Source organism: Pseudomonas sp. 7SR1 (assembly GCF_900156465.1).
Taxonomy (GTDB): Bacteria; Pseudomonadota; Gammaproteobacteria; order Pseudomonadales; family Pseudomonadaceae; genus Aquipseudomonas.
The window spans coordinates 4,009,740-4,029,584 of sequence record NZ_LT707064.1; the positions used below are offsets into that span (position 1 = coordinate 4,009,740).

Annotated in this window: 17 protein-coding genes; 8 read left to right on the plus strand and 9 right to left on the minus strand. The window is 64.0% G+C overall.

The annotated features are described in order from the left end of the window. Window positions 1-15 precede the first annotated feature (15 nt). The 3 genes from BW992_RS18435 to BW992_RS18445 all read right to left on the minus strand — a co-directional run bounded on the left by BW992_RS18435 (window position 16) and on the right by BW992_RS18445 (window position 2,381). Window positions 16-507: a GFA family protein gene (locus tag BW992_RS18435; RefSeq protein WP_072396393.1), complete on the minus strand. Its 492-nt coding sequence runs from the start codon at window positions 505-507 to the stop codon at window positions 16-18. A 141-nt stretch (window positions 508-648) separates the two neighbouring features. Beyond that, on the minus strand, window positions 649-1,275 hold the full coding sequence (locus tag BW992_RS18440) for a DNA-3-methyladenine glycosylase family protein (protein WP_072396395.1): 627 nt from the start codon (window positions 1,273-1,275) through the stop codon (window positions 649-651). Window positions 1,276-1,298: 23 nt separating this feature from the next. Continuing rightward, on the minus strand, window positions 1,299-2,381 hold the full coding sequence (locus BW992_RS18445; RefSeq protein WP_072396397.1) for a bifunctional transcriptional activator/DNA repair enzyme AdaA: 1,083 nt from the start codon (window positions 2,379-2,381) through the stop codon (window positions 1,299-1,301). Window positions 2,382-2,525: 144 nt separating this feature from the next. Here BW992_RS18445 and BW992_RS27125 point away from each other — a divergent pair, with 144 nt between their 5' ends. Then, complete coding sequence (locus tag BW992_RS27125) at window positions 2,526-3,032, plus strand: hypothetical protein (RefSeq protein ID WP_177344740.1); 507 nt, start codon at window positions 2,526-2,528, stop codon at window positions 3,030-3,032. A gap of 80 nt (window positions 3,033-3,112) precedes the next feature. Here BW992_RS27125 and BW992_RS18455 read toward each other — a convergent pair whose 3' ends face one another. Next, window positions 3,113-4,567 (minus strand): TrkH family potassium uptake protein, encoded by a 1,455-nt coding sequence (locus tag BW992_RS18455; protein ID WP_072396401.1) that lies wholly within the window; start codon window positions 4,565-4,567, stop codon window positions 3,113-3,115. Window positions 4,568-4,769: 202 nt separating this feature from the next. Between BW992_RS18455 and BW992_RS18460 the strand changes: the two genes are divergently transcribed. Further along, window positions 4,770-5,357 (plus strand): LysE family translocator, encoded by a 588-nt coding sequence (locus BW992_RS18460; RefSeq protein WP_072396404.1) that lies wholly within the window; start codon window positions 4,770-4,772, stop codon window positions 5,355-5,357. Between the two features lie 13 nt (window positions 5,358-5,370). Here the strand turns inward: BW992_RS18460 and BW992_RS18465 are convergent, their stop codons facing one another. Then, window positions 5,371-6,195: a helix-turn-helix transcriptional regulator gene (locus tag BW992_RS18465; protein WP_072396406.1), complete on the minus strand. Its 825-nt coding sequence runs from the start codon at window positions 6,193-6,195 to the stop codon at window positions 5,371-5,373. A gap of 235 nt (window positions 6,196-6,430) precedes the next feature. Between BW992_RS18465 and BW992_RS18470 the strand changes: the two genes are divergently transcribed. After that, window positions 6,431-7,393, plus strand: coding sequence for a sensor domain-containing diguanylate cyclase (locus BW992_RS18470; protein ID WP_072396408.1), 963 nt, complete (start codon window positions 6,431-6,433; stop codon window positions 7,391-7,393). Window positions 7,394-7,581: 188 nt separating this feature from the next. On the opposite strand, the gene BW992_RS18475 is transcribed toward BW992_RS18470, so the two are convergent. Next, window positions 7,582-8,577, minus strand: a complete 996-nt coding sequence (locus BW992_RS18475) for an aldo/keto reductase (RefSeq protein WP_076406882.1) — start codon at window positions 8,575-8,577, stop codon at window positions 7,582-7,584. Between the two features lie 114 nt (window positions 8,578-8,691). Here BW992_RS18475 and BW992_RS18480 point away from each other — a divergent pair, with 114 nt between their 5' ends. Next, a complete protein-coding gene (locus BW992_RS18480) occupies window positions 8,692-9,615 on the plus strand; it encodes a LysR family transcriptional regulator (protein ID WP_076406883.1) in 924 nt (307 codons plus the stop codon). Window positions 9,616-9,667: 52 nt separating this feature from the next. Here BW992_RS18480 and BW992_RS18485 read toward each other — a convergent pair whose 3' ends face one another. Continuing rightward, the gene (locus BW992_RS18485) at window positions 9,668-11,137 is read right to left on the minus strand and encodes an efflux transporter outer membrane subunit (protein ID WP_072431485.1); all 1,470 of its coding nucleotides are present in this window, start codon (window positions 11,135-11,137) and stop codon (window positions 9,668-9,670) included. Between the two features lie 91 nt (window positions 11,138-11,228). Between BW992_RS18485 and BW992_RS18490 the strand changes: the two genes are divergently transcribed. From BW992_RS18490 to BW992_RS18505, 4 genes are all read left to right on the plus strand, one after another. Next, complete coding sequence (locus BW992_RS18490; protein ID WP_072396434.1) at window positions 11,229-11,849, plus strand: TetR/AcrR family transcriptional regulator; 621 nt, start codon at window positions 11,229-11,231, stop codon at window positions 11,847-11,849. Window positions 11,850-12,012: 163 nt separating this feature from the next. After that, window positions 12,013-13,134, plus strand: coding sequence for an efflux RND transporter periplasmic adaptor subunit (locus BW992_RS18495; RefSeq protein ID WP_072396436.1), 1,122 nt, complete (start codon window positions 12,013-12,015; stop codon window positions 13,132-13,134). Continuing rightward, a complete protein-coding gene (locus BW992_RS18500) occupies window positions 13,131-16,223 on the plus strand; it encodes an efflux RND transporter permease subunit (protein WP_072458995.1) in 3,093 nt (1,030 codons plus the stop codon). The genes BW992_RS18495 and BW992_RS18500 overlap by 4 nt, the downstream gene beginning before the upstream one ends. A 32-nt stretch (window positions 16,224-16,255) precedes the next feature. Beyond that, window positions 16,256-17,035: a thioesterase family protein gene (locus BW992_RS18505; RefSeq protein WP_072458994.1), complete on the plus strand. Its 780-nt coding sequence runs from the start codon at window positions 16,256-16,258 to the stop codon at window positions 17,033-17,035. Between the two features lie 230 nt (window positions 17,036-17,265). On the opposite strand, the gene BW992_RS18510 is transcribed toward BW992_RS18505, so the two are convergent. Together BW992_RS18510 and fabF are read right to left on the minus strand one after the other, a co-directional pair. Then, window positions 17,266-18,516, minus strand: coding sequence for a multidrug effflux MFS transporter (locus tag BW992_RS18510; RefSeq protein WP_083714637.1), 1,251 nt, complete (start codon window positions 18,514-18,516; stop codon window positions 17,266-17,268). Then, window positions 18,516-19,808, minus strand: a complete 1,293-nt coding sequence (fabF, locus tag BW992_RS18515; RefSeq protein WP_072396442.1) for a beta-ketoacyl-ACP synthase II — start codon at window positions 19,806-19,808, stop codon at window positions 18,516-18,518. Before fabF ends, BW992_RS18510 begins: the two co-directional genes overlap by 1 nt. Between the last annotated feature and the right edge of the window lie 37 nt (window positions 19,809-19,845).

A 19,845-nucleotide genomic window follows, 5' to 3' on the forward strand; every position in this document is an offset into this window, starting at 1 on the left:
AGCCCCTGCACACCATCAGCCATCGGTCAGGCCCAGGCGTTCATGCCACTGGGCAATCGATTCCTCGGGGTAGACATCGAACCGCTGGTCGCCCGGATGCGCTTCGACTTCCACCCAAGGCGCCCTGGACCCCAGCATCAGATGAGTGTGCTCCGGCGGGACCGGCAGCGGGGTGTCGATGGCCGAGGCGAAGGGATGGATCAGTTCCGGCCATTCGGGGCTGAACAACCACAGCCCCGAGCCGCACAGGGAGCAGAAATGCCGTTCGGCACTGCTGCGGTGGGCGCGCTTGTCGCCTTCTTCCTTGAGTCGTGCATGGTAGATCGTGATGTGCTGGCGGCCACGCACCTTGAGACTTTGCGCGTCGCCGCCCAGGTTGATGGCAAAGCCACCGCCGCCCTGGGTCTTGCGGCAGATCGAGCAGTAGCAGCGCTGGTAAGGGTAGGGGTGGGCGCAGGTCAGGCTGAATGACACCGCGCCGCAGTGGCAGGAACCTTCGAGCTGCATGGGGACCTCCGTCGGCTGGCTTGAGACGTCGGGGTTTTTGACAGCCGATCGAGGCTGGACGTTCGAACGCTTTCGCCAGCAGGCCTCCCTTTGCAGTGGCCGGCAGTCCCGGGCGTGAGCAAACGGGGTGGGAAAAAAGCATCAGGCGCTCCCGCGGCCGGGCACTCGCCACAAGTACCATGCCGCCACGGTCCGATACGGGCTCCAGGCCAGGCCGATGTCGATCATCTGCCGACGACCGGGTTGTCGCTCCAGTCCTTTCATCCGCCGATACCCCTCGCGAACGCCAAAGTCGTCGGCTGGCAGGATGTCCGGCCGCTCCAGGCTGTAGATCAGCAGCATCTCCACGGTCCAGCGGCCGACGCCGCGCAGCGTGACCAGGCGCTCGATCAGGTTTTCATCGTCCATGGCCAATGCCGTCGGGTAATCCGGTACCACGCCGTCCAGCGCCGCTTGGGCGATGCCCTGGAGGGTGGCGATCTTGCCGGCGGAAAAACCGCAGGCCCGCAGCCGTTCGAAGTCGGTGGCCAGGATCTGTTCGGGACGAGGGAAGGCCTGCGTCGGAAACAGGGCCAGCAACCGGCCGAGAATGGCATCGCCGGCCTTGGCGTGCAGCTGCTGGTAGGCGATGGCTCGCATCAGCGCCTCGTAAGGATCGCGAGCCGGCTTGGGTTGCAGCAGGCAGGGGCCCACCGTTTCGACGTGCTGTCGCCAGTCTTCGTCGAGGTTTGCCAGAAAGGCGCTGGCTTCGTGGTAGGGCACGGGCATCGGCTGTTCACTGTTCGGGCTGATCAGAAGGCCAGGGGCAACGAGACCTGTACCGCGGCTTGTTCCAGCCGCAGCAGAAAGGCCTTGCGTGGCTGCCCGCCACCATAGCCGGTCAGCGAGCCGTCCGCACCGATCACCCGATGGCAGGGAATGACGATGGCCAGGCGATTCTGTCCGTTCGCCAGGCCCACGGCGCGGCTGGCGCCAGGGCTGCCGAGCCGGGCGGCGATGGTGCCATAGCTGCGGGTTTCGCCATAGGGGATGTCTTGCAACGCGGCCCAGACCCGTACAGCGAAAGCACTGCCGGGCATGTGCAGTGTGACAGTGAAGGTGGTGAGCTTGCCGGCGAAATAGTCGGCCAGTTCGGTTTCGATCTGCCGCAGGTGCGGGTTGTGCCCCGGCGCGACGGTATAGCCGTAGCGCTGTTGCAGCTCTTCGATTTCCCGGGTCAGGGCCGGGCGGTCGAGAAATTCCAGCAGCACCAGGCCGCGTCGTTCGGCCATGGCCAGCATGGGACCCAATGGCGTGGTCAGGCGGGTGAACAGCAGCGGTTCGCTGAGGGCGGCGCGACCTGGTGTGATGTGGAAAGACTTGACGAAGGCATCGCGAAATCCGCTCAGGGACTCGTAGCCTGAATCGAACGCGGCATTGTCGATGGAGGCTCCCTCCTTTATGCCTCCCAGCGCCATGCCCAGGCGTCGGGTGCGCAGGTAGCCGTGGAAGGTCATGCCGAAATGCTGCTTGAACCAGCGCCGGAGCTTCAGCGGCTCGATGCCACGCTCCAACAGCAGGGCGTCGGTCCAGCGCAGGTCGGGTTCGGCGTCCACGGCCTTGAGCAGGCCCTGGATCCAGTCCGGTGCGATGGCGGCGGCGTCCAGCGGCTTGCAGCGCAGGCAGGCGCGGTAGCCGGCGGACATGGCTTCGTCGGCATGGGCGAAGAATTCCACGTTCTCCGGCTTAGGCTTGCGCGCCGTGCAAGCGGGGCGACAGAAAATGCCGGTGGTCTTGACGGCCGTGAAGAACACCCCCTCGTAGGCGGTGTCTCGTTCGAGCATGGCGCGGACCATCTCGGCGTGGGGTGGGAGCAGCGAGTCTTGTCGGTTCATGGGGCTGAGCATAGATCCGCGCCCGGGTCGGCTCCACCGAAAAATCGACAGTGAATTTCCGGTCGCCGGTCGGATTTGCGCGAACAAAAAATGAACCTTTGAGTCTTAAAGGCTCAACCGTTGATTTTGTCTTTCGGAGACATCATGTCCAAACATAATAAATCCCTTATCGCCGTTGCGGTCTGCACCCTGATGCTGGGTGCTTCGGCCTTGCTGCCAGCGGATCTGTCGCCCATTGGCGCCAGTTATGCCGCAGGTGGCGGCAATGGTGGTGGCGGTGGCGGCGGTAACGGGGGAGGTAATGGCGGCGGCAACGGAGGAGGCAATGGGGCCGGCAATGGCGGCGGTCATGCCGGCGGCAAGGGCAATGGCAAGTCCGGCGACTCCAGCGGCCATGGTTTCGGCTTGAGCAGCGACCATGCCGGCAAGGCCACCCGTACCCGTGACCATGGCCTGAGCGGCATTCACACCGGTACCACCCGCACCGACCGTGCCGGCAAGACACACGCTTCGGTGACCTCGAGCGTCGCGCAGGATCGTGACACCCGTGGCCTGACCAAGGCCTCGGCAATCTCCGCCACCACCCCTGGCACCCACAACACCAAAGGCCTGACCAACGCGACCAGCTCTTCGATCAAGAACGATCGCTGATCGCCAATGAAAAGCCGCGGCGCCTCTATCGAGGTGTCGCGGCTTTTTATTGGTCGGTTACCCAGCAGCAAACGAAGCGTTCAGTACTTCCAGAACACGGGCGTGAACAGTACCAGGACGGTCAGGATCTCCAGTCGGCCCAGCAGCATGCCCAGGGTCAAGAGCCATTTGGCCGCGTCCGGCAACGTCGAGAAATTGCCCGCCGGCCCGATGATCGGCCCCAGTCCCGGTCCCACGTTGCACACGGCAGTGGCTGCGCCGGTCAAGGCCGTTGTCCAGTCCAGGCCGATCAGCGCCAGGCCCAGGGCGATGCCACCGATGGTGATGGTGAAGAAAAACGAGAAGGTCAGCAGCGAGCGGACGATCTCTTCGTCGATGGGATGGTCGTTGTACTTTTTCTGAATCACCGCCCGTGGATGGATCAGCTGTTTCAGGCTGCCTATCAGCAAGGCCTCGGCCACCTGGAAGCGAAAGATCTTCAACCCGCCGGCCGTTGAGCCCGAACAACCGCCGACGAAGGTCAGGTAGAAGAACAGCAACAGGGCAAAACTGCCCCAGAGGGTGTAGTCGCCCAGCGCAACGCCTGTGGTGGTGACCACCGAAGTCACATTGACCGCCACGATACGCACCGCATCCCACCACGAGTGATCGCTGTTCAGGCTCAGCCAGGTGCCGACCAGCAGCCAGGTAATGACCAGGAAACCGACGAATCCCCTGACTTGCTGGTCCTTGAGCAATGCACGCCTGTGGCCACGCAACGTGGCCACATAAAGGGTAAAGGGCAAGGAGCCGGCCATCATCACGACGACCGAGACCCAGTGGACGGCCGGTTGAGGCCAATGAGCCAGGGAAGAATCCGAGGTGGAAAACCCGCCCGTGGAAATCAGCGACATCGCATGATTGATCGCTTCGAAGGGCGTCATGCCGGCTCCCCACAAGGCCAGGGCCGCCAGGGCAGTCAATCCGGTGTAGATCCACAGGATGTAGTTCGCCGCGACGTGGGAGCGCGGCGTGACTTTTTCCGACCAGTCCGACGACTCGGTCTGGAACAGACGCATGCCGCCGACCCGCAGCAACGGCAGGATCGCCACGGCCATGCCGATAAAGCCGATTCCGCCGAGCCAGTGCAGCATCGAACGCCAGACCAGCAGGCCCGGGGACGCATTGTCGAGGCCGGTCAGGATGGTCGAGCCAGTGGTCGTGATGCCCGACATCGTCTCGAAAAAGGCGTCGGTGTAGCTGATGTGCTGGATGAGCACCATGGGCAGGGCGGCGAACGCGCAGACAACGACCCAACTGGCGGTGGTGAGCAGGTACATGTCTCTGGGGCGTATCTGCGTATGGGCCGGGCGGCCACGGGCCACCAGGGCGATGCCGCAGACAAAGGTGATCAGGCTCGACCACAGGAAGGCCGACAGGTCATCGTTTCGCTCATACCACATCAGCGTCAGGAGCGGGATCGCCATGCTGGCGGCCAGGGTGATCAGGAAAATGCCGAGGATGAAACCAATGAACCGCAGTACCGCAAAAGACATGGCGCGCGCCCGGTTGAGTGAGCCGCCGAGTATCGATTTCTCCGTAGAGGTTCGGCGTAAAGTTTGCGTAAAAAATCAACAGTGATGGGCCTGTTCCAAGGCTGGCGGCTGGCCGCGTCGCACTTGGGCAGTTTTGTTCAATACCCCGCCCAGCACGGCATTTACCCTGGTCGCCACCCCACAGACATGAAGAAGGTATGCGATGAATCTGATTATTTCCATGGCGGCTTTTGCCCTGGTGGCTTCCATTACGCCGGGGCCGGTCAATATCGTGGCCCTCAGTTCCGGGGCCCGTTATGGGTTCCGGGCCACCTTGCGCCATGTGGCCGGTGCCACCCTGGGGTTCGTGTTGCTGCTGGTGCTGATGGGCCTGGGATTGCACGAAGTGTTGCAGCGCTGGCCCGGCCTTACGCGGGTGGTTCAGCTGGGGGGCGTGGGATTTCTGTTGTTCATGGCCTGGAAGCTGGCGATGGATGATGGAGAGCTCGGCGCAGCGCAGGAGGGGCGTGCGCCCTCGATGTTCCATGGCGCGTTGATGCAATGGCTCAATCCCAAGGCCTGGCTGGCCTGCGTGGCGGGCATGGGTGCCTTCGTGGCCGATGGCGAAGCGCGGCTGGTGTGGCAGTTCGCAGCCATCTACCTGGTGATCTGCTACGTTTCGGTGGGTTGCTGGGCCTATGCCGGCAGTTTCCTGCGGGCCTGGCTGGGCAACCCGGCCGCCATGCGTCTGTTCAATCGGTCGATGGCGGCGCTGCTGGTGGCCAGCGCGGTGTACCTGCTGCTGCCTTGAACCGGCCTGGCCGTCAGCCGCGATACTGGCCGGGTGTCGCCGCCAGGTGCTGCTTGAAGGCTCGCTGGAAATGCGCCTGGTCGGCGAACCCGCTGTCCAGCGCCACATCGGCGATCAGCCGGCCTTCGCGCAGTTGGCGGCGGGCGAACTGGATCCGGCGATTGACCAGGAATGCATGGGGCGTCATCCCGTAATGGCGCTTGAAGGCCCGGCTCAGGTAGGACGGCGAAAGCTGCGCGGCGCTGCAGATGTCTTCCAGTCTCAGGGCTTCGGTGCAGTGATCGTGGATGAATTGCGCCGCCCGCATCAGGCCCGGATGGCTGCCCCGGTCCGGACGACCCGCCGGGTTGAGGCGCTGTTGCAGGTCGGTGAAGAACGCCTCGGCGGCGGCCTGTTTGTGCCGGATGTCGATCCGTTCATCCACCAGCAGCCCATACAGCGCCTGCAAAGCGGCGAACAGCTCGGCATCGCGGCTATGGGTGGTGGCGAAACCCTGGAAATCCGTGGTTTGGTCAAAGCCGATACGCTGTTGCAAGTCCCTCAGCCACTGGGTATCGACGTAGAGCATCACATAGGACCAGGGTTGATCGTCGATCGGGTTGCAGGCATGGACGTCGCCGGGGTTCATCAGCACCACCGTGCCGCTTTCCACCCGCAAGGCCGACTGTTCGTGAAGATAGGTGCTGCACCCGGCGGTAATCGCCCCGATGGAGAAATGATCGTGGGAATGACGCGAATAACAGACCTTGCGTCCGTCGGCGATGGCCCGGGCTTCGATGAAAGGCAGCGCCGCGTCACGCCAGAAGCGCGGGGCGTCATCTTGGGGGGCGGGCTTCATCGGCTGGCATCCTCGTGTTGGACCTGCGTCGCAGTGTACTGGAGTACATGCGCATTGCGAGGCGGTTTTCGATGCAACCTGCACTGGTATCAAGATTATTCGTACAGGGCCAGGGCTTGGCCCGTAGATATCCGCGGGATTTACCGTTCGGCTGGGTCGGCAGTGGAAGGGGCGACGGGCTGGACTAGACTGCTCCTGGACCAGACTGCGAAAAGTCCCGCCAATGGAGTTTCCAATGCTCGCGCCAGGTAAACCTGACAACGAAGCTACCCGCCTCAAGAATCTGCAAGCGCTCAAGCTGCTCGACACCGCGCCCGAGGAGCGGTTCGACCGGTTGACCCGACTGGCCCGACGCCTGTTCGACGTGCCCATTGCGCTGGTGTCCCTGGTGGACGCCAATCGCCAGTGGTTCAAGTCCAACGCCGGGCTGGATGCGAGCCAATCACCGCGGGAGATTTCTTTCTGCGGGCACGCGATTCTGCAGGACCAGATCCTGGAGATCTGCGATGCGGAGCAGGATGAGCGGTTCAGCGACAATCCGCTGGTCGTAAGTGAGCCGGGCATTCGCTTTTATGCCGGGCAACCGTTGGGGCTGGAAGATGGAAGCAAGCTGGGCACGTTGTGCCTGATCGACACCCGGCCGCGCAAGCTCGATGGCGAGGAGCGCCAATTACTGCGCGACCTGGCTCGCATGGCCGAGCAGGAATTGATCGCCGTGCAGATGGCGAGCATGGACGAACTGACCTTGCTGTCCAACCGACGCGGGTTCAAGACCCTGGCCCAGCATGCCTTGAGTGTGTGTGATCGCTTGGGGCGCCCGGCGACATTGCTGTTCTTCGATCTCAACGAGTTCAAGGCCGTCAACGACCGTTTCGGCCATGCCGAGGGCGACCATGCCCTGAAGACCTTCGCCGACGTGCTGCGCATCGCCTTTCGCGAAAGCGACGTGATCGGCCGTTTGGGCGGGGATGAGTTCGTGGCGTTGCTCACCGGGGCTTCTCATGTGGAAATCACGTCGATCATGGCGCGGCTCCAGGAAATCCTGGATGAGCGCAATGCGATGCTGCAGCGCGGCTATGACATCCGCTTCAGCGTGGGCCAGATCGAGTATCAGCCGCAGCGCCATGGGTCCATCGACACCCTGCTGGCCGATGCGGACGCGGCCATGTATGCCCATAAGCAGGCCCAGCGCCGCTAGGCTCTGTACGAAAAGCCTTGATGCTCGTTCAGGCAGCGTTGAAAACTGCCTGACCTTCGTCTCAATACGTTCGTACAGAGCCTGGCACGACGGTCGCCTGTAGGGAGCGGGCTTGCCCGCTCTCACAAAGCATCCCGGCCAAATGACAGCCCACCCCCAGACAGAACGGGCTTGCCCGCGAAGGCGGTTCAACCATTGAGCAAGCTCATCGTCTGGGCACCGTACCGCTCACCCGCGACCACGCCTTTGGCGCCGAAAATCTCATCGAGCTGGCCCAGTTCGGCAGCACTCAATGCGACCGCTGCCGCCGCCACGTTGCTTTCCAGGTATTTGCGTTGCTTGGTGCCCGGGATAGGGATCACATGTTCGCCCTGGGCCAGTACCCAGGCCAGGGCCAGTTGCGAAGCGCTGATGCCCTTGCTCGCGGCCATGGACTTGACCCGATCCACCAGCGCCAGGTTGCGATTGAAATTGTCTGCCTGGAACCGTGGGCTGAAGCGGCGATAGTCATCGGCGGCGAAGTCGTCCGGGCTCTTCAATTCCCCTGTCAGGAAACCACGGCCCAAAGGGCTGTAGGCAACGAACGCGATGCCCAGGCGTCGGCATGTCTCCAGCACGTCGTTGTGTTGCGGGTCGCGGGACCATAACGAGTATTCGCTCTGGACCGCCGCCAGGGGATGCACCCCATGGGCCCTGCGGATGGTTTCGGCGCTGGCTTCGCAAATGCCGATGTGGCGCACCTTGCCGGCCCTGACCAGTTCGGCCATGGCGCCGACCGTCTCCTCGACCGGGACCTGCGGGTCAATGCGGTGCTGGTAGTACAGGTCGAGATAATCGGTGCCGAGGCGCCTGAGGCTGCCTTCGACCGATTGCCTGACGTATTCGGGGCGACCATTGACGCCCCGGGCATGGGGATCGTCGCTGCGCACCAGGCCGAACTTGCTCGCCAGGCAGATGCCCTCGCGCTTGCCGCGCAGGGCACGACCGAGCAACTCCTCATTGGTGTACGGCCCATACATGTCAGCCGTGTCGAACAGCGTCACTCCCAGTTCCAGCGCACGATGCAGGGTGGCGATGGCCTCTGGTTCGTCCACGCCCGTGGTGTAGAAATCCGACATGCCCATGCAGCCCAGGCCGATGGCGGAAACGAAGGGGCCTTGCTGGCCTAATTGGCGGGTCTTCATAAGATTGACTCCTGGTTCATGGATGACCCGTTCAGTTTCCGGCGAACAGTGAAGTGGATAAAGTGGCGATATTTGGTTTAACTATTCGTGAATCACGAATAATGAGGCGCGAAGATGGACCGGTTACAGGCAATGCAAGTGTTCCGACGTATCGTCGAGCTGGGCGGTTTTGGCAAGGCTGCGGACGATCTGGGATTGCCACGGGCCACGGTCAGCCTGTTGATCCAGCAACTGGAAGCGCACCTGGGGGTGCAATTGCTCCAGCGCACCACCCGGCAGGTGCGGGCGACACTCGACGGCGAGGCCTACTATCAGCGTTGCGGCCAGCTGTTGGACGATCTGGACGATCTGGAAGGCTCGATGTCGGCGCAACGCAGTCAGCCTTGCGGCACGTTGAAAGTGGACATGCCGATTGCCTTTGGCTGCACCTGGATCCTGCCGCACCTGCAAGACTTCTATCAGCGATACCCGCTGTTGCGATTGGACCTGGGCTTTCATGACCACCAGGTGCACCTGCAGCGCGAAGGGGTGGATTGTGCTATCCGGGCCGGCAATATCACGGACCAGGCGCTGGTGGCGCGGCCGGTCGTACGCTTGAGCCAGTTGACGTGCGCCAGCCCGGACTATCTCGCCCGTTCCGGCACGCCGCGCCGGCTGGAGGATCTGGCGGAACATCGCGCTGTCAGCTTCGGGGCGGGCAATGGACGGTATTTCCCGTTCGAATTCGAGATGGCAGGGCAGGTGCGTGAGTGGCAAGTGCCGGGTGAGCTGACGGTCAACAATGCCGATGCCTACGTGACGGCGTGTGAAGCCGGCTTTGGCCTGATCCAGGCCCCGCGGTACCACGTGCAACGGCAACTGGCCGAGGGGCGTCTGGTGGAGGTGCTGCAGGCCTTTGCCGTACCGGCCTGGCCGATTTCGCTGGTGTACCCGCCGCACCGCCAGCTCTCGCCCCGGGTACGGGTATTCATCGACTGGGTGATCGAGCTGCTGCACGGGATCGCGCAGGCGCGGCGAGAACTGATGGTCAAGGCTTGATCGGTCTTGAGGCCACAGCCCGCACCGCTGGGCGTTGTCGTGCCGCGTTCCCTCAGGGGGCTTTCGAAATGAAACGGGCATCGACGCCGTCGTGTTGCCAGCCTCCACCCAGTGCCTTGAAGGTGGCGATCGCGGCGCGAGCCGATTCGGTTTGCGCCTGGGCCCTGCCATCCGCCGCCGCCAGGAGGTGCTCGTCGGCGTCCAGCACTTCGATCAGGCTGACCACGCCTTTCTCATAGGCTGCGAATGAGGTCGAGCGAGCCTTGGCATAGGCGGATTCGCCCTGGACCAGGTGAATCGACTGTTGCTGTCGATTGATCAAGGCCGAGAGGGAGGTTTCGACATCTTCGCAAGCCCGCAGGACGGACTGCCGATAGGCCGCCAGGGCTTCGGCTTCCTGGCCTTTCGCCAAGTCGATCTGGGCATCGATGCGGGCGAAGTCGAACAGTCTCCAACGCAATCCCAGCACCGCCGAAGCCTGGCTGGCGTCATTGCTGAACAGGTTGCCACTGGACACCGCCGTGGCAGTGCCCAGCAACGCACCCAGGGAGAGTTTCGGGTAGTACTCGGAAGTGGCTTGCCCGATGCGTGCGTTGGCTGCCGCAAGGCGACGCTCGGCGACGATCAGGTCCGGGCGTCGCCGCAAGAGATCGGCCACGGCGCCCATGTCCGCCAGGTTCGGCACGCCCGGAATGGCGCCAGGTTCGGTGAACTGTCCGCGGTAGGTGCCCGGTGGCTTGCCCAGCAGGACGTCCAGTGCGTTCATGGCTGCATCGAGGCCCGCTTGCAGGACCGGTACGCTGGCCTGGGCCTGGGTCAGCGATCCTTGGGTCTGGTGCAACTGCAATTCGGGCGCCAGGCCCTTTGCATACAAGTGCTCGATGGTGGAAAGAAGCTGTTCCCGGGTCTTGACTTGCTGCCGGGCGATGTCCAGGCGTGTCTGCAGGCCGCGGATGCTGACATAGAGGTCCGCCGTTTGCGCCACGACCGCCAGGCGGGTCGCCACCGCTGCGGCCTGGGAGGCCTGGTACTCGGCCAGGGCGGCCTCTTTGCCGCGGCGCAGCCCACCGGAGATGTCGAGTTCCCAGCCCGCGTTCAAGTTTGCCTCATAGGCGTTGCCATAGCGGTTGTAGGAGGGGGTTGAATTCAACACCTGGCCCAGCGGCGTCTCCAAAGATTGGCGAGACCGGGCGGCCTGGGCATCGACGGTGGCCGACGGCAGCAGCGCTGCGTTGGCGGCGCCCAGTCCGGCGCGAGCCTGTTCGATCCTTGCGCTGGCCTGGGCCAGGTCCAGGTTCTGCTCGAGTGCCTGGCGAACCAGCTGGTTCAGGAGCGGGTCGTTGAACGCGCCCCACCAACGGGCGAGGTCGGTTCTTGCAACGCTATCCGGCCCCGGTGCGGGCGCCTGGGTGGAAAAATGCGCCGGCAATTGCAGGTCGGGCTCGGAGTAGTCGGGACCTGCCGCGCAGCCCGCGACCATACCGAAGCACAGCATGACGGCAAAACGGGGAGTAGGGGGCATGCAATACCTTCGCAAAGGGGAGGGGTTTGTGACGATATTACGATTTGGTCACAAGTTGTCAAGCTGGCCCGGGATGAGTAAGCTGGCCCCCATGAACCAGCCATCCCCCCCATCGCCCAGCGTTCGCGGCCCTGCCGATCACGACATTCGAGACCAGATCGTCGCGGCGGCCAACGAGCACTTCAGCCAGTATGGCTACGGCAAGACCACGGTGTCCGACCTGGCCAAGGCCATCGGCTTTTCCAAGGCCTATATCTACAAATTCTTCGACTCCAAGCAGGCGATCGGCGAAGCCATCTGCTCCAACTGCCTGGGGAAGATCGTCGACGCCGTGGAACAGGCCATCGAGGTTGAAGGCCTGTCCAGCACCGAACGTCTGCGGCGCCTGGTCAAGGCCCTGGTCGAGACGGGCGTGAGCCTGTTTTTCAATGAGCGCAAGCTCTACGACATCGCGGCGTTTTCCGCGATGGAGCGCTGGCCCAGCTCGCAGGTCTATAGCGCCCGGATCAGGCGCTTCGTGCTGGATATCGTGCGCGAAGGGCGGGAATCGGGTGAGTTCGAGCGCAAGACCCCCCTGGACGAAACCGTCGAGGCGATCCATCTGTCGCTGCGTCCGTTCACCAACCCGCTGTTATTGCAGTACAACCTCGACTACGTCGAGCAAGCCCCCACCCTGATCTCCAACCTGATCCTGCGCAGCCTGATGCCATAAGGCGCGGCGGTGGGTGCGCTGGCATCCATCGCCCGTTCCAGTCCCATTCATGAACCTTCGCCTTTGCTGACGGGCAGGAAGCTCTTCCTTGTCGATGTTTTGTGACCATTGACAGAATTGGTCACTTGAATGAGCATAACGCATCCGCTATCGAGAGGTCGTTATGATCCCGCGCCATTCCCTGTCATTCATGCTGCTTGGTTTGTTGTCATGTGCCCTGGTGGCCTGCAGTGAGACCGCGCCGCCCGATCCGCGCCTGCAAACACCTCTCGTACGGGTCGAAGTGGTGCAGCCGGCCGATCCCGCGAAACGGGTATTCACCGGTATCGTCGCGGCACGGGTGCAGAGTGACCTCGGTTTCCGGGTCTCCGGCAAAGTGCTGGAGCGGCTGGTGGATACCGGCCAGAGCGTCAAGCGCGGGCAGCCGCTGATGCGCATCGATGCCAATGACTTGAGGCTGGCCGCCCGTGCACAGCAGCAGGCAGTGCTGGCAGCCACGGCACGGGCCCGCCAGGCCGCTGACGATGAACTTCGCTACCGTGACCTGGTGTCGATCGGAGCGGTGTCCGCTTCAGCCTATGCAGCGATCAAGGCGACCGCCGATTCGGCCAAGGCCCAGCTCAACGCGGCCCAGGCCGAGGCCGATGTGGCAGCCAATGCGACGAGCTATTCGACCTTGGTGGCCGATGCCGATGGGGTGGTGGTCGACACCCTGGCCGAGCCCGGGCAGGTCGTCAGTGCGGGCCAGGTGGTGGTGCGCGTCGCCCATTCGGGCCAGCGCGAGGCGGTGATCCAGTTGCCCGAAACGCTGCGCCCGGCGCTGGGCTCGCCGGCGACGGTCGAGCGTTATGGCCAGCACCGCAGCGGTGCCAGCGCCTACCTGCGCCAGTTGTCCGATTCGGCGGACCGGCAGACCCGGACATTCGAGGCGCGCTACGTATTGGACGGCGCGCTGGCCAACGCAACCCTGGGTTCGACCATCACGGTGGCGATCGCCGATGGCCAGGCGGCCAACGGCAATGACGTGCAAGTACCCATCGCCGCCCTCCATGATGCCGGAAAAGGCCCGGGTGTCTGGGTCGTGGCCGGCGACCCGGGGCAGGTGACCTGGCGACCCGTCACGATCCAGGCCTTGAACAATGCCGAGACCGCTCGGGTGACAGGCGCGCTGCAGGCCGGTGAGCGCATCGTTGCGCTGGGTGCCCATCTTCTGAGCGAGGGGCAGCAGGTCAGGTCCGAGTCGCCCGTCAGCCTTCGCACGCCTGTGGCTGAGGTGGCTCGATGAGTGGCTTCAATCTGTCGGCACTGGCGGTGCGGGAGCGCTCGATCACGCTGTTCCTGATCCTGCTGATTTCCATCGGCGGGCTCTACGCTTTCTTCAAGCTTGGGCGTGCGGAAGACCCGGCATTCACCATCAAGCAGATGACCGTGATCACGGCCTGGCCCGGTGCGACGGCCCAGGAGATGCAGGATCAAGTCGTCGAGAAGCTGGAAAAGCGCATGCAGGAACTGCGCTGGTACGACCGCACCGAAACCTTCACCCGTCCGGGGCTGGCTTTCACCACCGTCTACCTGCTCGATAGCACACCGCCTTCGGCTGTCGCGGACGAGTTCTACCAGGCGCGCAAGAAGATTCATGATGAAGAGAACGGCTTGCCGCCGGGTGTGATCGGCCCGATGGTCAACGACGAGTATGCCGACGTCACCTTCGCCCTTTATGCCCTGAAGGCCAAGGGCGAACCGCAGCGCAGGCTGGTGCGGGAGGCCGAAGGCCTGCGCCAGCGCCTGCTGCATGTGGCGGGTGTCAAGAAGGTCAATATCATTGGCGAGCAGGCCGAGCGGATCTATGTCGAGCTGTCGTACGAGCACCTGGCGACGCTGGGTATCTCTGCCCGGGACATTTTCAACGCGCTCAATGCCCAGAACCTGATGACGCCGGCCGGTTCGGTGGAAGCGAAGGGGCCCCAGGTCTTCATCCGCCTGGACGGCGCATTCGATGACTTGCAGAAGATCCGCGATACGCCGCTGGTGGTGCAGGGCAGGACCCTGAAGCTGTCCGATGTGGCCGAAGTCCGGCGCGGTTATGAAGACCCCGCCACCTTCCTGGTACGCAATAACGGCGAGCCGGCCCTGCTGCTGGGCGTGGTCATGCGCGACGGCTGGAACGGCCTCGACCTGGGGAAGGCGCTCGATGCCGAGGCGACGGCCATCAATGAGCAGATGCCCTTGGGCCTGACGCTGACCAAGGTCACGGATCAGGCGGTCAACATCAGCGCGTCCGTCAATGAATTCATGGTCAAGTTCTTCGCCGCCCTGGGCGTGGTGCTGCTGGTGTGCTTCCTGAGCATGGGCTGGCGCGTGGGCATTGTCGTCGCGGCGGCGGTGCCGTTGACCCTCGCCGCGGTCTTCATCGTGATGGCTGCGACGGGCAAGGATTTCGACCGGATCACCCTGGGCTCGCTGATCCTGGCGTTGGGGCTGCTGGTGGACGACGCCATCATCGCCATCGAGATGATGGTGGTGAAAATGGAGGAGGGCTATGACCGGATCAAGGCCAGCGCCTATGCCTGGAGCCATACCGCGGCGCCCATGTTGTCGGGCACGCTGGTCACGGCGATCGGCTTCATGCCCAACGGTTTTGCCAAGTCCACGGCGGGTGAGTACACCGCCAACATGTTCTGGATCGTCGGCATTGCCCTGATCACCTCGTGGGTCGTCGCGGTGGTGTTCACGCCGTACCTGGGGGTCAGGCTGTTGCCTTCGATCAAGGCCCCGGAGGGCGGCCACGCCGCTATCTACGGTACGCCTCGTTACCAGCGTTTCAGGCGCCTGCTGGGTGGTGTCATTCGCCGCAAGGGCCTGGTCGCGTTATCCGTCGTCGGCCTGTTCGTCGTGGCGGTGCTGGGCATGGGGGTGGTGAAGAAGCAGTTCTTCCCGACCTCGGACCGGCCCGAGGTACTGGTGGAGGTGCAGATGCCCTACGGCACCTCGATCGAGCAGACCGATGCGGCCACGGCCAAGGTGGAGGCCTGGCTGGCGAAACAGCCGGAAGCGCGCATCGTCACGGCCTACATAGGACAGGGCGCACCGCGTTTCTATCTGGCGATGGCACCGGAACTGCCTGATCCTTCGTTCGCCAAAATCGTTGTCCTGACCGCCAGCCAGGAGGAGCGTGACGCGCTGAAGCTACGGCTTCGACAAGCGGCGGCCGACGGCCTGGCCCCTGAAGCCCGGGTTCGTGTGACCCAGTTGGTGTTCGGTCCTTATTCGCCGTTCCCGGTGGCCTTCCGGGTCATGGGCCCGGACCGCGCTGTGCTGCGCGATATCGCCGCGCAAGTGCGCGAAGTAATGGCCGCCAGCCCGATGATGAGAACCGTCAATACGGACATGGGCGAACGTGTCCCGACGTTGCACCTCACCCTGGACCAGGATCGCCTGCAGGCTTTCGGCCTGACTTCCACGGACGTTGCCCAGCAACTTCAGTTCCTGCTCACTGGCGCCCCCGTCACGCAGGTTCGCGAGGATATCCGTTCGGTCCAGGTGATCGCGCGTTCGGCAGGCGACACGCGCCTGGATCCGTCGCAGATCGGTGCCTTCACCTTGACCGGTGCCCAGGGCCAGCGAGTCTCGCTGTTGCAGGTCGGCACGGTGGGGACGCGCATGGAGGATTCGCTCCTGCGCCGCCGTGACCGTACGCCCACCATCACCGTGCGCGGCGACGTCGCCGAAGGGCTCCAGCCGCCGGATGTGTCCAATGCGGTCATGGCTCAGCTGCAACCGATCATCGAGCGACTGCCGCCCGGCTACCGGATCCAGATGGCCGGGGCTGTCGAGGAGTCGGGAAAGGCGAACAAGGCATTGCTGCCCCTGTTCCCGATCATGATCGCGCTGATGCTGCTGACCATCATCGTCCAGGTACGCTCGATGTCGGCCATGCTGATGGTGTTCGCCACCGCGCCCCTGGGGTTGATCGGCGTGGTGCCGATCCTGCTGCTGTTCCAGCAGCCGTTCGGCATCAACGCCCTGGTGGGCCTGATTGCGCTGTCGGGCATCCTGATGCGCAACACCCTGATCCTCATCGGCCAGATCCACGTGAACGAACAGGCCGGCCTGTCGCCTTACGACGCGGTGGTCGAAGCCACGGTGCAACGTGCGCGACCGGTGATCCTCACCGCGCTGGCGGCGATGCTGGCATTCATTCCGCTGACCCATTCGGTGTTCTGGGGAACGCTGGCCTACACGCTGATCGGCGGGACCTTCGCCGGTACCGTGCTGACCCTGATATTCCTGCCTGCGATGTATTCGCTCTGGTTCAAGATCAAGCCCGGGCCTGCCCACCAACCCGTCCTGGAGGCGCACGCCGTATCGCGCTGAACGGTCCGTGTGCGTAAAAAGAGGAGATCCGCATGAGTTCGTTGGCCGGGGTCATCCAGCGGTTCGATCCCGCTGCACCGTTTGTGGCAGCGGACAACTGGCGCCAGGGCCGAACGGTCTTCGGCGGTTTGTCCGCGGCCTTGTCGTTGCAGACAGTGTTGCTCGAGACCGGCGCGGACCTGCCGCCCTTCAAATCGGCGCAGGTTTCCTTCATCGGCCCGGTGACGGATGCCCAGACATTCAACACCAGCGTCTTGCGCCGTGGTCGCTCGATGACCTCGGTCGCGGTGGATTGCATGTCGGGTAATGACCTGGCGCTGCGTACAACGCTGTCGTTCGCCTTGCCCCGCACCAGCCGGATCGTCCATGAGGCATGGGGACGCCCGGCCGTCGCGGGGCCAACCCGATACCCGGTGTTGCATCTGGACAGGCAGATTGCCCCGGCATGTGCCTTCAATTTCGAAATGCGCCCGGCGGGAGGCTCCCTTCCGATGACCGGAGCCGACCATCCCGAGTTGCTGATGTGGGTGCGCCACCTGGATGCGCAAGGCGTGGATCCGGCTGTCGCCTTGATTGCATTGGCTGACAGCCTGCCACCTGCGGCCATGACCTGCTTCACCGAGCCGGCTGCCATCAGTTCCGCGTCATGGATGATCGACTTGCCCCAGCCTGCGACCGCTGGCCGTTGGTTCCTGATCAATGCCTTCAGCCGACAGGCCCTGGAAGGTTATTCCCTGCAAGACATGGAAATCTGGGACGAGAGCGGCCGCAGGGTGCTTTGGGCACGCCAGACCGTGGCGGTCTTTATCTAGGCTCTGTACGAGAGGCCTTGATACTCGCTCATGTTGCGTTGAAAACAGCCTCGCCTGACCTTCGTCTCAAGGCTTTTCTTACAGAACCCAGGATTTTTATCCGGCAAGTCGAGCGTGGGGATTCCAGCGCTCGAGTTCCCCGCACAATCCACCCGCCTTGCTCGAGGAGGCCGAACGTCATCCGTATCGTTCTTTTTCGAGCAAGGGCACGGGTGAGCGGTGATTGCCGCTCAGGTGCGATGGGTGAAGAGAAACAGGATGATCGCCACCAGGCAGACGCTGGCCTGTGTGACACCCAGGGTGGTGACGGGGGCGAAGTCCGATGCGGACCCCAGCCAGGTGGTTACCGCCGACGCCCCCATGGTCAGGAAGCCAAGCAGCGCTGACGCCAGCCCGGCCTCTTTACCGAAAGGGTTCAGGGTGATGGCTGTTCCCAGAGGGTTGGCGAGGCCCATGCCCCACAGGAAAATCACCATCGACAGGGAATACCAGGCCAGGCCCGGATCGGCGGGACCGACGATGAGCACCAGTCCGCCCGCCAGGGCCGTGGCGAAGCCCAGGGCTGTGATCTTCCGGCTGCCGTAGCGTCGAGCCAGGTGCGGGGCCGCCATGCCCGCCGCGAACACGACGAACACAGTGGCCGCGAAGTACAGCCCGGCTTCCAGGGATGTCAGGCCGATCCCGCTCATCAGGATCGCCGGGGCGGCGCCGAACGAGGCGAACAGCCCGCTCATCAACAGGCTCACCGACACGGCGGGAAGCACGAACCGGCGGTCGCGCAGCAAGCCGCCATAGGCCCGCAGGACACTCAGCGGCGAATGCGGGGCCCGGCGCTCGGGCGGGTGTTTCTCCCCCAGGCCACGGGCATAGAAGATCGCAATGGCGATGGCCGCCAGAGCGACCAGGGCGAAGATCGCCCGCCAGCCCAGCGTCGAGGTCAGCAGGCTACCGATCAGCGGCGAGAACCCTGGCGCGGCTGCCGTGGCGATCATCGTCAGCGACAAGGCCCGGGCCAGGTTCTCGCCTTCGAACAGATCGCGGGCGATGGCACGGGAAAGCACCGCCGCCGCACAAACGCCCAGGGCCTGGATAATACGCCCGAGCAGGAGCGTTTCCAGGGTGGTGGCGAAACCCGCGACAGCCGTGCCCGCCACGAACAGGGACAAACCGCCCAGTACCAGTTTCTTGCGTCCGTACCGATCCGCCAGCGGCCCGACGATGAGTTGGGCCAAGGCGAAGGTGATGAAGAAACTGGAGAGGGTCAGGCCCAGCGCCCGGGTCGGCACGCCGAGTTCCTGCCCGATGTCGGCAAAGGCCGGGAGGATGATGTTGGTGGACAGGATGCTGATGGCGGCAAGGCCGGCCAGCAGCACCACGATCCTGGCGCTCAGTATCGGCTGCCCGGGGGCGGAAGCCGCGACGAGGGTTCCCGCAGTCCCGCCCTCGACTGGTTGCAGCGAAGGCGTTCGCGGTTCGGCCATCATGGTGTGGCTTCCCAGCGGCGGAACAATACGCTGGCATTCACCCCGCCGAATCCAAAGCCATTGGACAAGGCATAGGTCAGGGGCATTTTCCGCGCATCGAGGCCAACCAGGTCCAGCCCTTCGGCAGCCTCGTCGGGGCTGACCAGGTTCAGGGTGGGTGGCACGACCTGGTCGCGTAGCGCCAATACCGTGAAGATCGCTTCGATGCCTCCGGCGGCGCCAAGCAGGTGACCGGTGGCGGATTTCGTGGAAGTGATCGCCACGCCTGAGCCGGTGCCGAACACCGACCTGATCGCGGCCAGCTCGCCCTTGTCGCCCACCTGGGTCGACGTGGCATGGGCGTTGATATGCTGGACTTCGCTTGCGCTCACATCGGCCTGGCGCAAGGCTTGCTCCATGGCCCGTCTTGCACCGTTGCCATCCTCGGGGCCGGCGGTGAGGTGATAGGCGTCGGCGCTGGTGCCATAGCCCACCAGTTCCGCCAAGGGTGTCGCGCCCCGGGCGAGGGCATGTTCCAGCGACTCGATGACCAGCAGCCCGGCGCCTTCTGCCATGACAAAACCATCGCGGTCGCGATCGAACGGGCGCGAGGCGGTTTCAGGAGCCTCGGCCGGGTGCGTGGACAGTGCCCGGGCGGCGGCGAAGCAACCCAGGGTCACCCGATCCATCGCGGCTTCCGTACCGCCGCAGATGGCGATGTCCGCTTCACCGCTGGCGATGAGGCGGGCTGCGTCGCCGATGGCCTGGACGCCGGCGGCGCAGGCCGTCACCGGAGCACCGAGAGGGCCCTTGAAACCGTTCTGGATCGACACGTTGCCTGCCGCCATGTTCGCGAGGAAGGAGGGGGCCGTGAACGGGGACAGCCGGCGAGGGCCGCGGCTGTCGGTGATGCGAATGGCCTCGGCGATCGCGCCGAAACCTCCGACGCCCGAGGCGATGATGGTGGCCGTGCGCTCTTGCTGGTGCGCTTGCGCTGGGTGCCAGCCTGCCTGCTCCAGTGCTTCATGGGCGGCGACCATTGCGAATTCGATGAAGCGATCCATCTTCTTGCGTTCTTTCGCCGCGATGATCCGGTCAGGCGCATAACCGGCAACGGCATCTTCTTCCAGCGTCGGCACCTGGCCGCCTACCGCGATTCCCGTGCCCTCGACCATTTCGTCTGGAAGCCTGCGGATGCCCGAGCGCCCGTCAAGCAGACGACGCCACACTTCTTCGACGCCACACCCCAGCGGGCCGACGATACCGGTTCCCGTGACTACTATTCGCTTGCGACCTTTGGAATTGATCATTTGACCCTCGTCATTACTGATTCGGCGCCCGTCGGAT

What these genes read in the sequence shown, in the direction of transcription:
- BW992_RS18435 (WP_072396393.1), bottom strand. Translation starts at nt 507, where the DNA reads ATGCAGCTCGAAGGTTCCTGCCACTGCGGCGCGGTGTCATTCAGCCTG.
- BW992_RS18440 (WP_072396395.1), bottom strand. Translation starts at nt 1,275, where the DNA reads ATGCCCGTGCCCTACCACGAAGCCAGCGCCTTTCTGGCAAACCTCGAC.
- BW992_RS18445 (WP_072396397.1), bottom strand. Translation starts at nt 2,381, where the DNA reads ATGAACCGACAAGACTCGCTGCTCCCACCCCACGCCGAGATGGTCCGC.
- BW992_RS27125 (WP_177344740.1), top strand. Translation starts at nt 2,526, where the DNA reads ATGTCCAAACATAATAAATCCCTTATCGCCGTTGCGGTCTGCACCCTG.
- BW992_RS18455 (WP_072396401.1), bottom strand. Translation starts at nt 4,567, where the DNA reads ATGTCTTTTGCGGTACTGCGGTTCATTGGTTTCATCCTCGGCATTTTC.
- BW992_RS18460 (WP_072396404.1), top strand. Translation starts at nt 4,770, where the DNA reads ATGAATCTGATTATTTCCATGGCGGCTTTTGCCCTGGTGGCTTCCATT.
- BW992_RS18465 (WP_072396406.1), bottom strand. Translation starts at nt 6,195, where the DNA reads ATGAAGCCCGCCCCCCAAGATGACGCCCCGCGCTTCTGGCGTGACGCG.
- BW992_RS18470 (WP_072396408.1), top strand. Translation starts at nt 6,431, where the DNA reads ATGCTCGCGCCAGGTAAACCTGACAACGAAGCTACCCGCCTCAAGAAT.
- BW992_RS18475 (WP_076406882.1), bottom strand. Translation starts at nt 8,577, where the DNA reads ATGAAGACCCGCCAATTAGGCCAGCAAGGCCCCTTCGTTTCCGCCATC.
- BW992_RS18480 (WP_076406883.1), top strand. Translation starts at nt 8,692, where the DNA reads ATGGACCGGTTACAGGCAATGCAAGTGTTCCGACGTATCGTCGAGCTG.
- BW992_RS18485 (WP_072431485.1), bottom strand. Translation starts at nt 11,137, where the DNA reads ATGCCCCCTACTCCCCGTTTTGCCGTCATGCTGTGCTTCGGTATGGTC.
- BW992_RS18490 (WP_072396434.1), top strand. Translation starts at nt 11,229, where the DNA reads ATGAACCAGCCATCCCCCCCATCGCCCAGCGTTCGCGGCCCTGCCGAT.
- BW992_RS18495 (WP_072396436.1), top strand. Translation starts at nt 12,013, where the DNA reads ATGATCCCGCGCCATTCCCTGTCATTCATGCTGCTTGGTTTGTTGTCA.
- BW992_RS18500 (WP_072458995.1), top strand. Translation starts at nt 13,131, where the DNA reads ATGAGTGGCTTCAATCTGTCGGCACTGGCGGTGCGGGAGCGCTCGATC.
- BW992_RS18505 (WP_072458994.1), top strand. Translation starts at nt 16,256, where the DNA reads ATGAGTTCGTTGGCCGGGGTCATCCAGCGGTTCGATCCCGCTGCACCG.
- BW992_RS18510 (WP_083714637.1), bottom strand. Translation starts at nt 18,516, where the DNA reads ATGGCCGAACCGCGAACGCCTTCGCTGCAACCAGTCGAGGGCGGGACT.
- fabF (WP_072396442.1), bottom strand. Translation starts at nt 19,808, where the DNA reads ATGATCAATTCCAAAGGTCGCAAGCGAATAGTAGTCACGGGAACCGGT.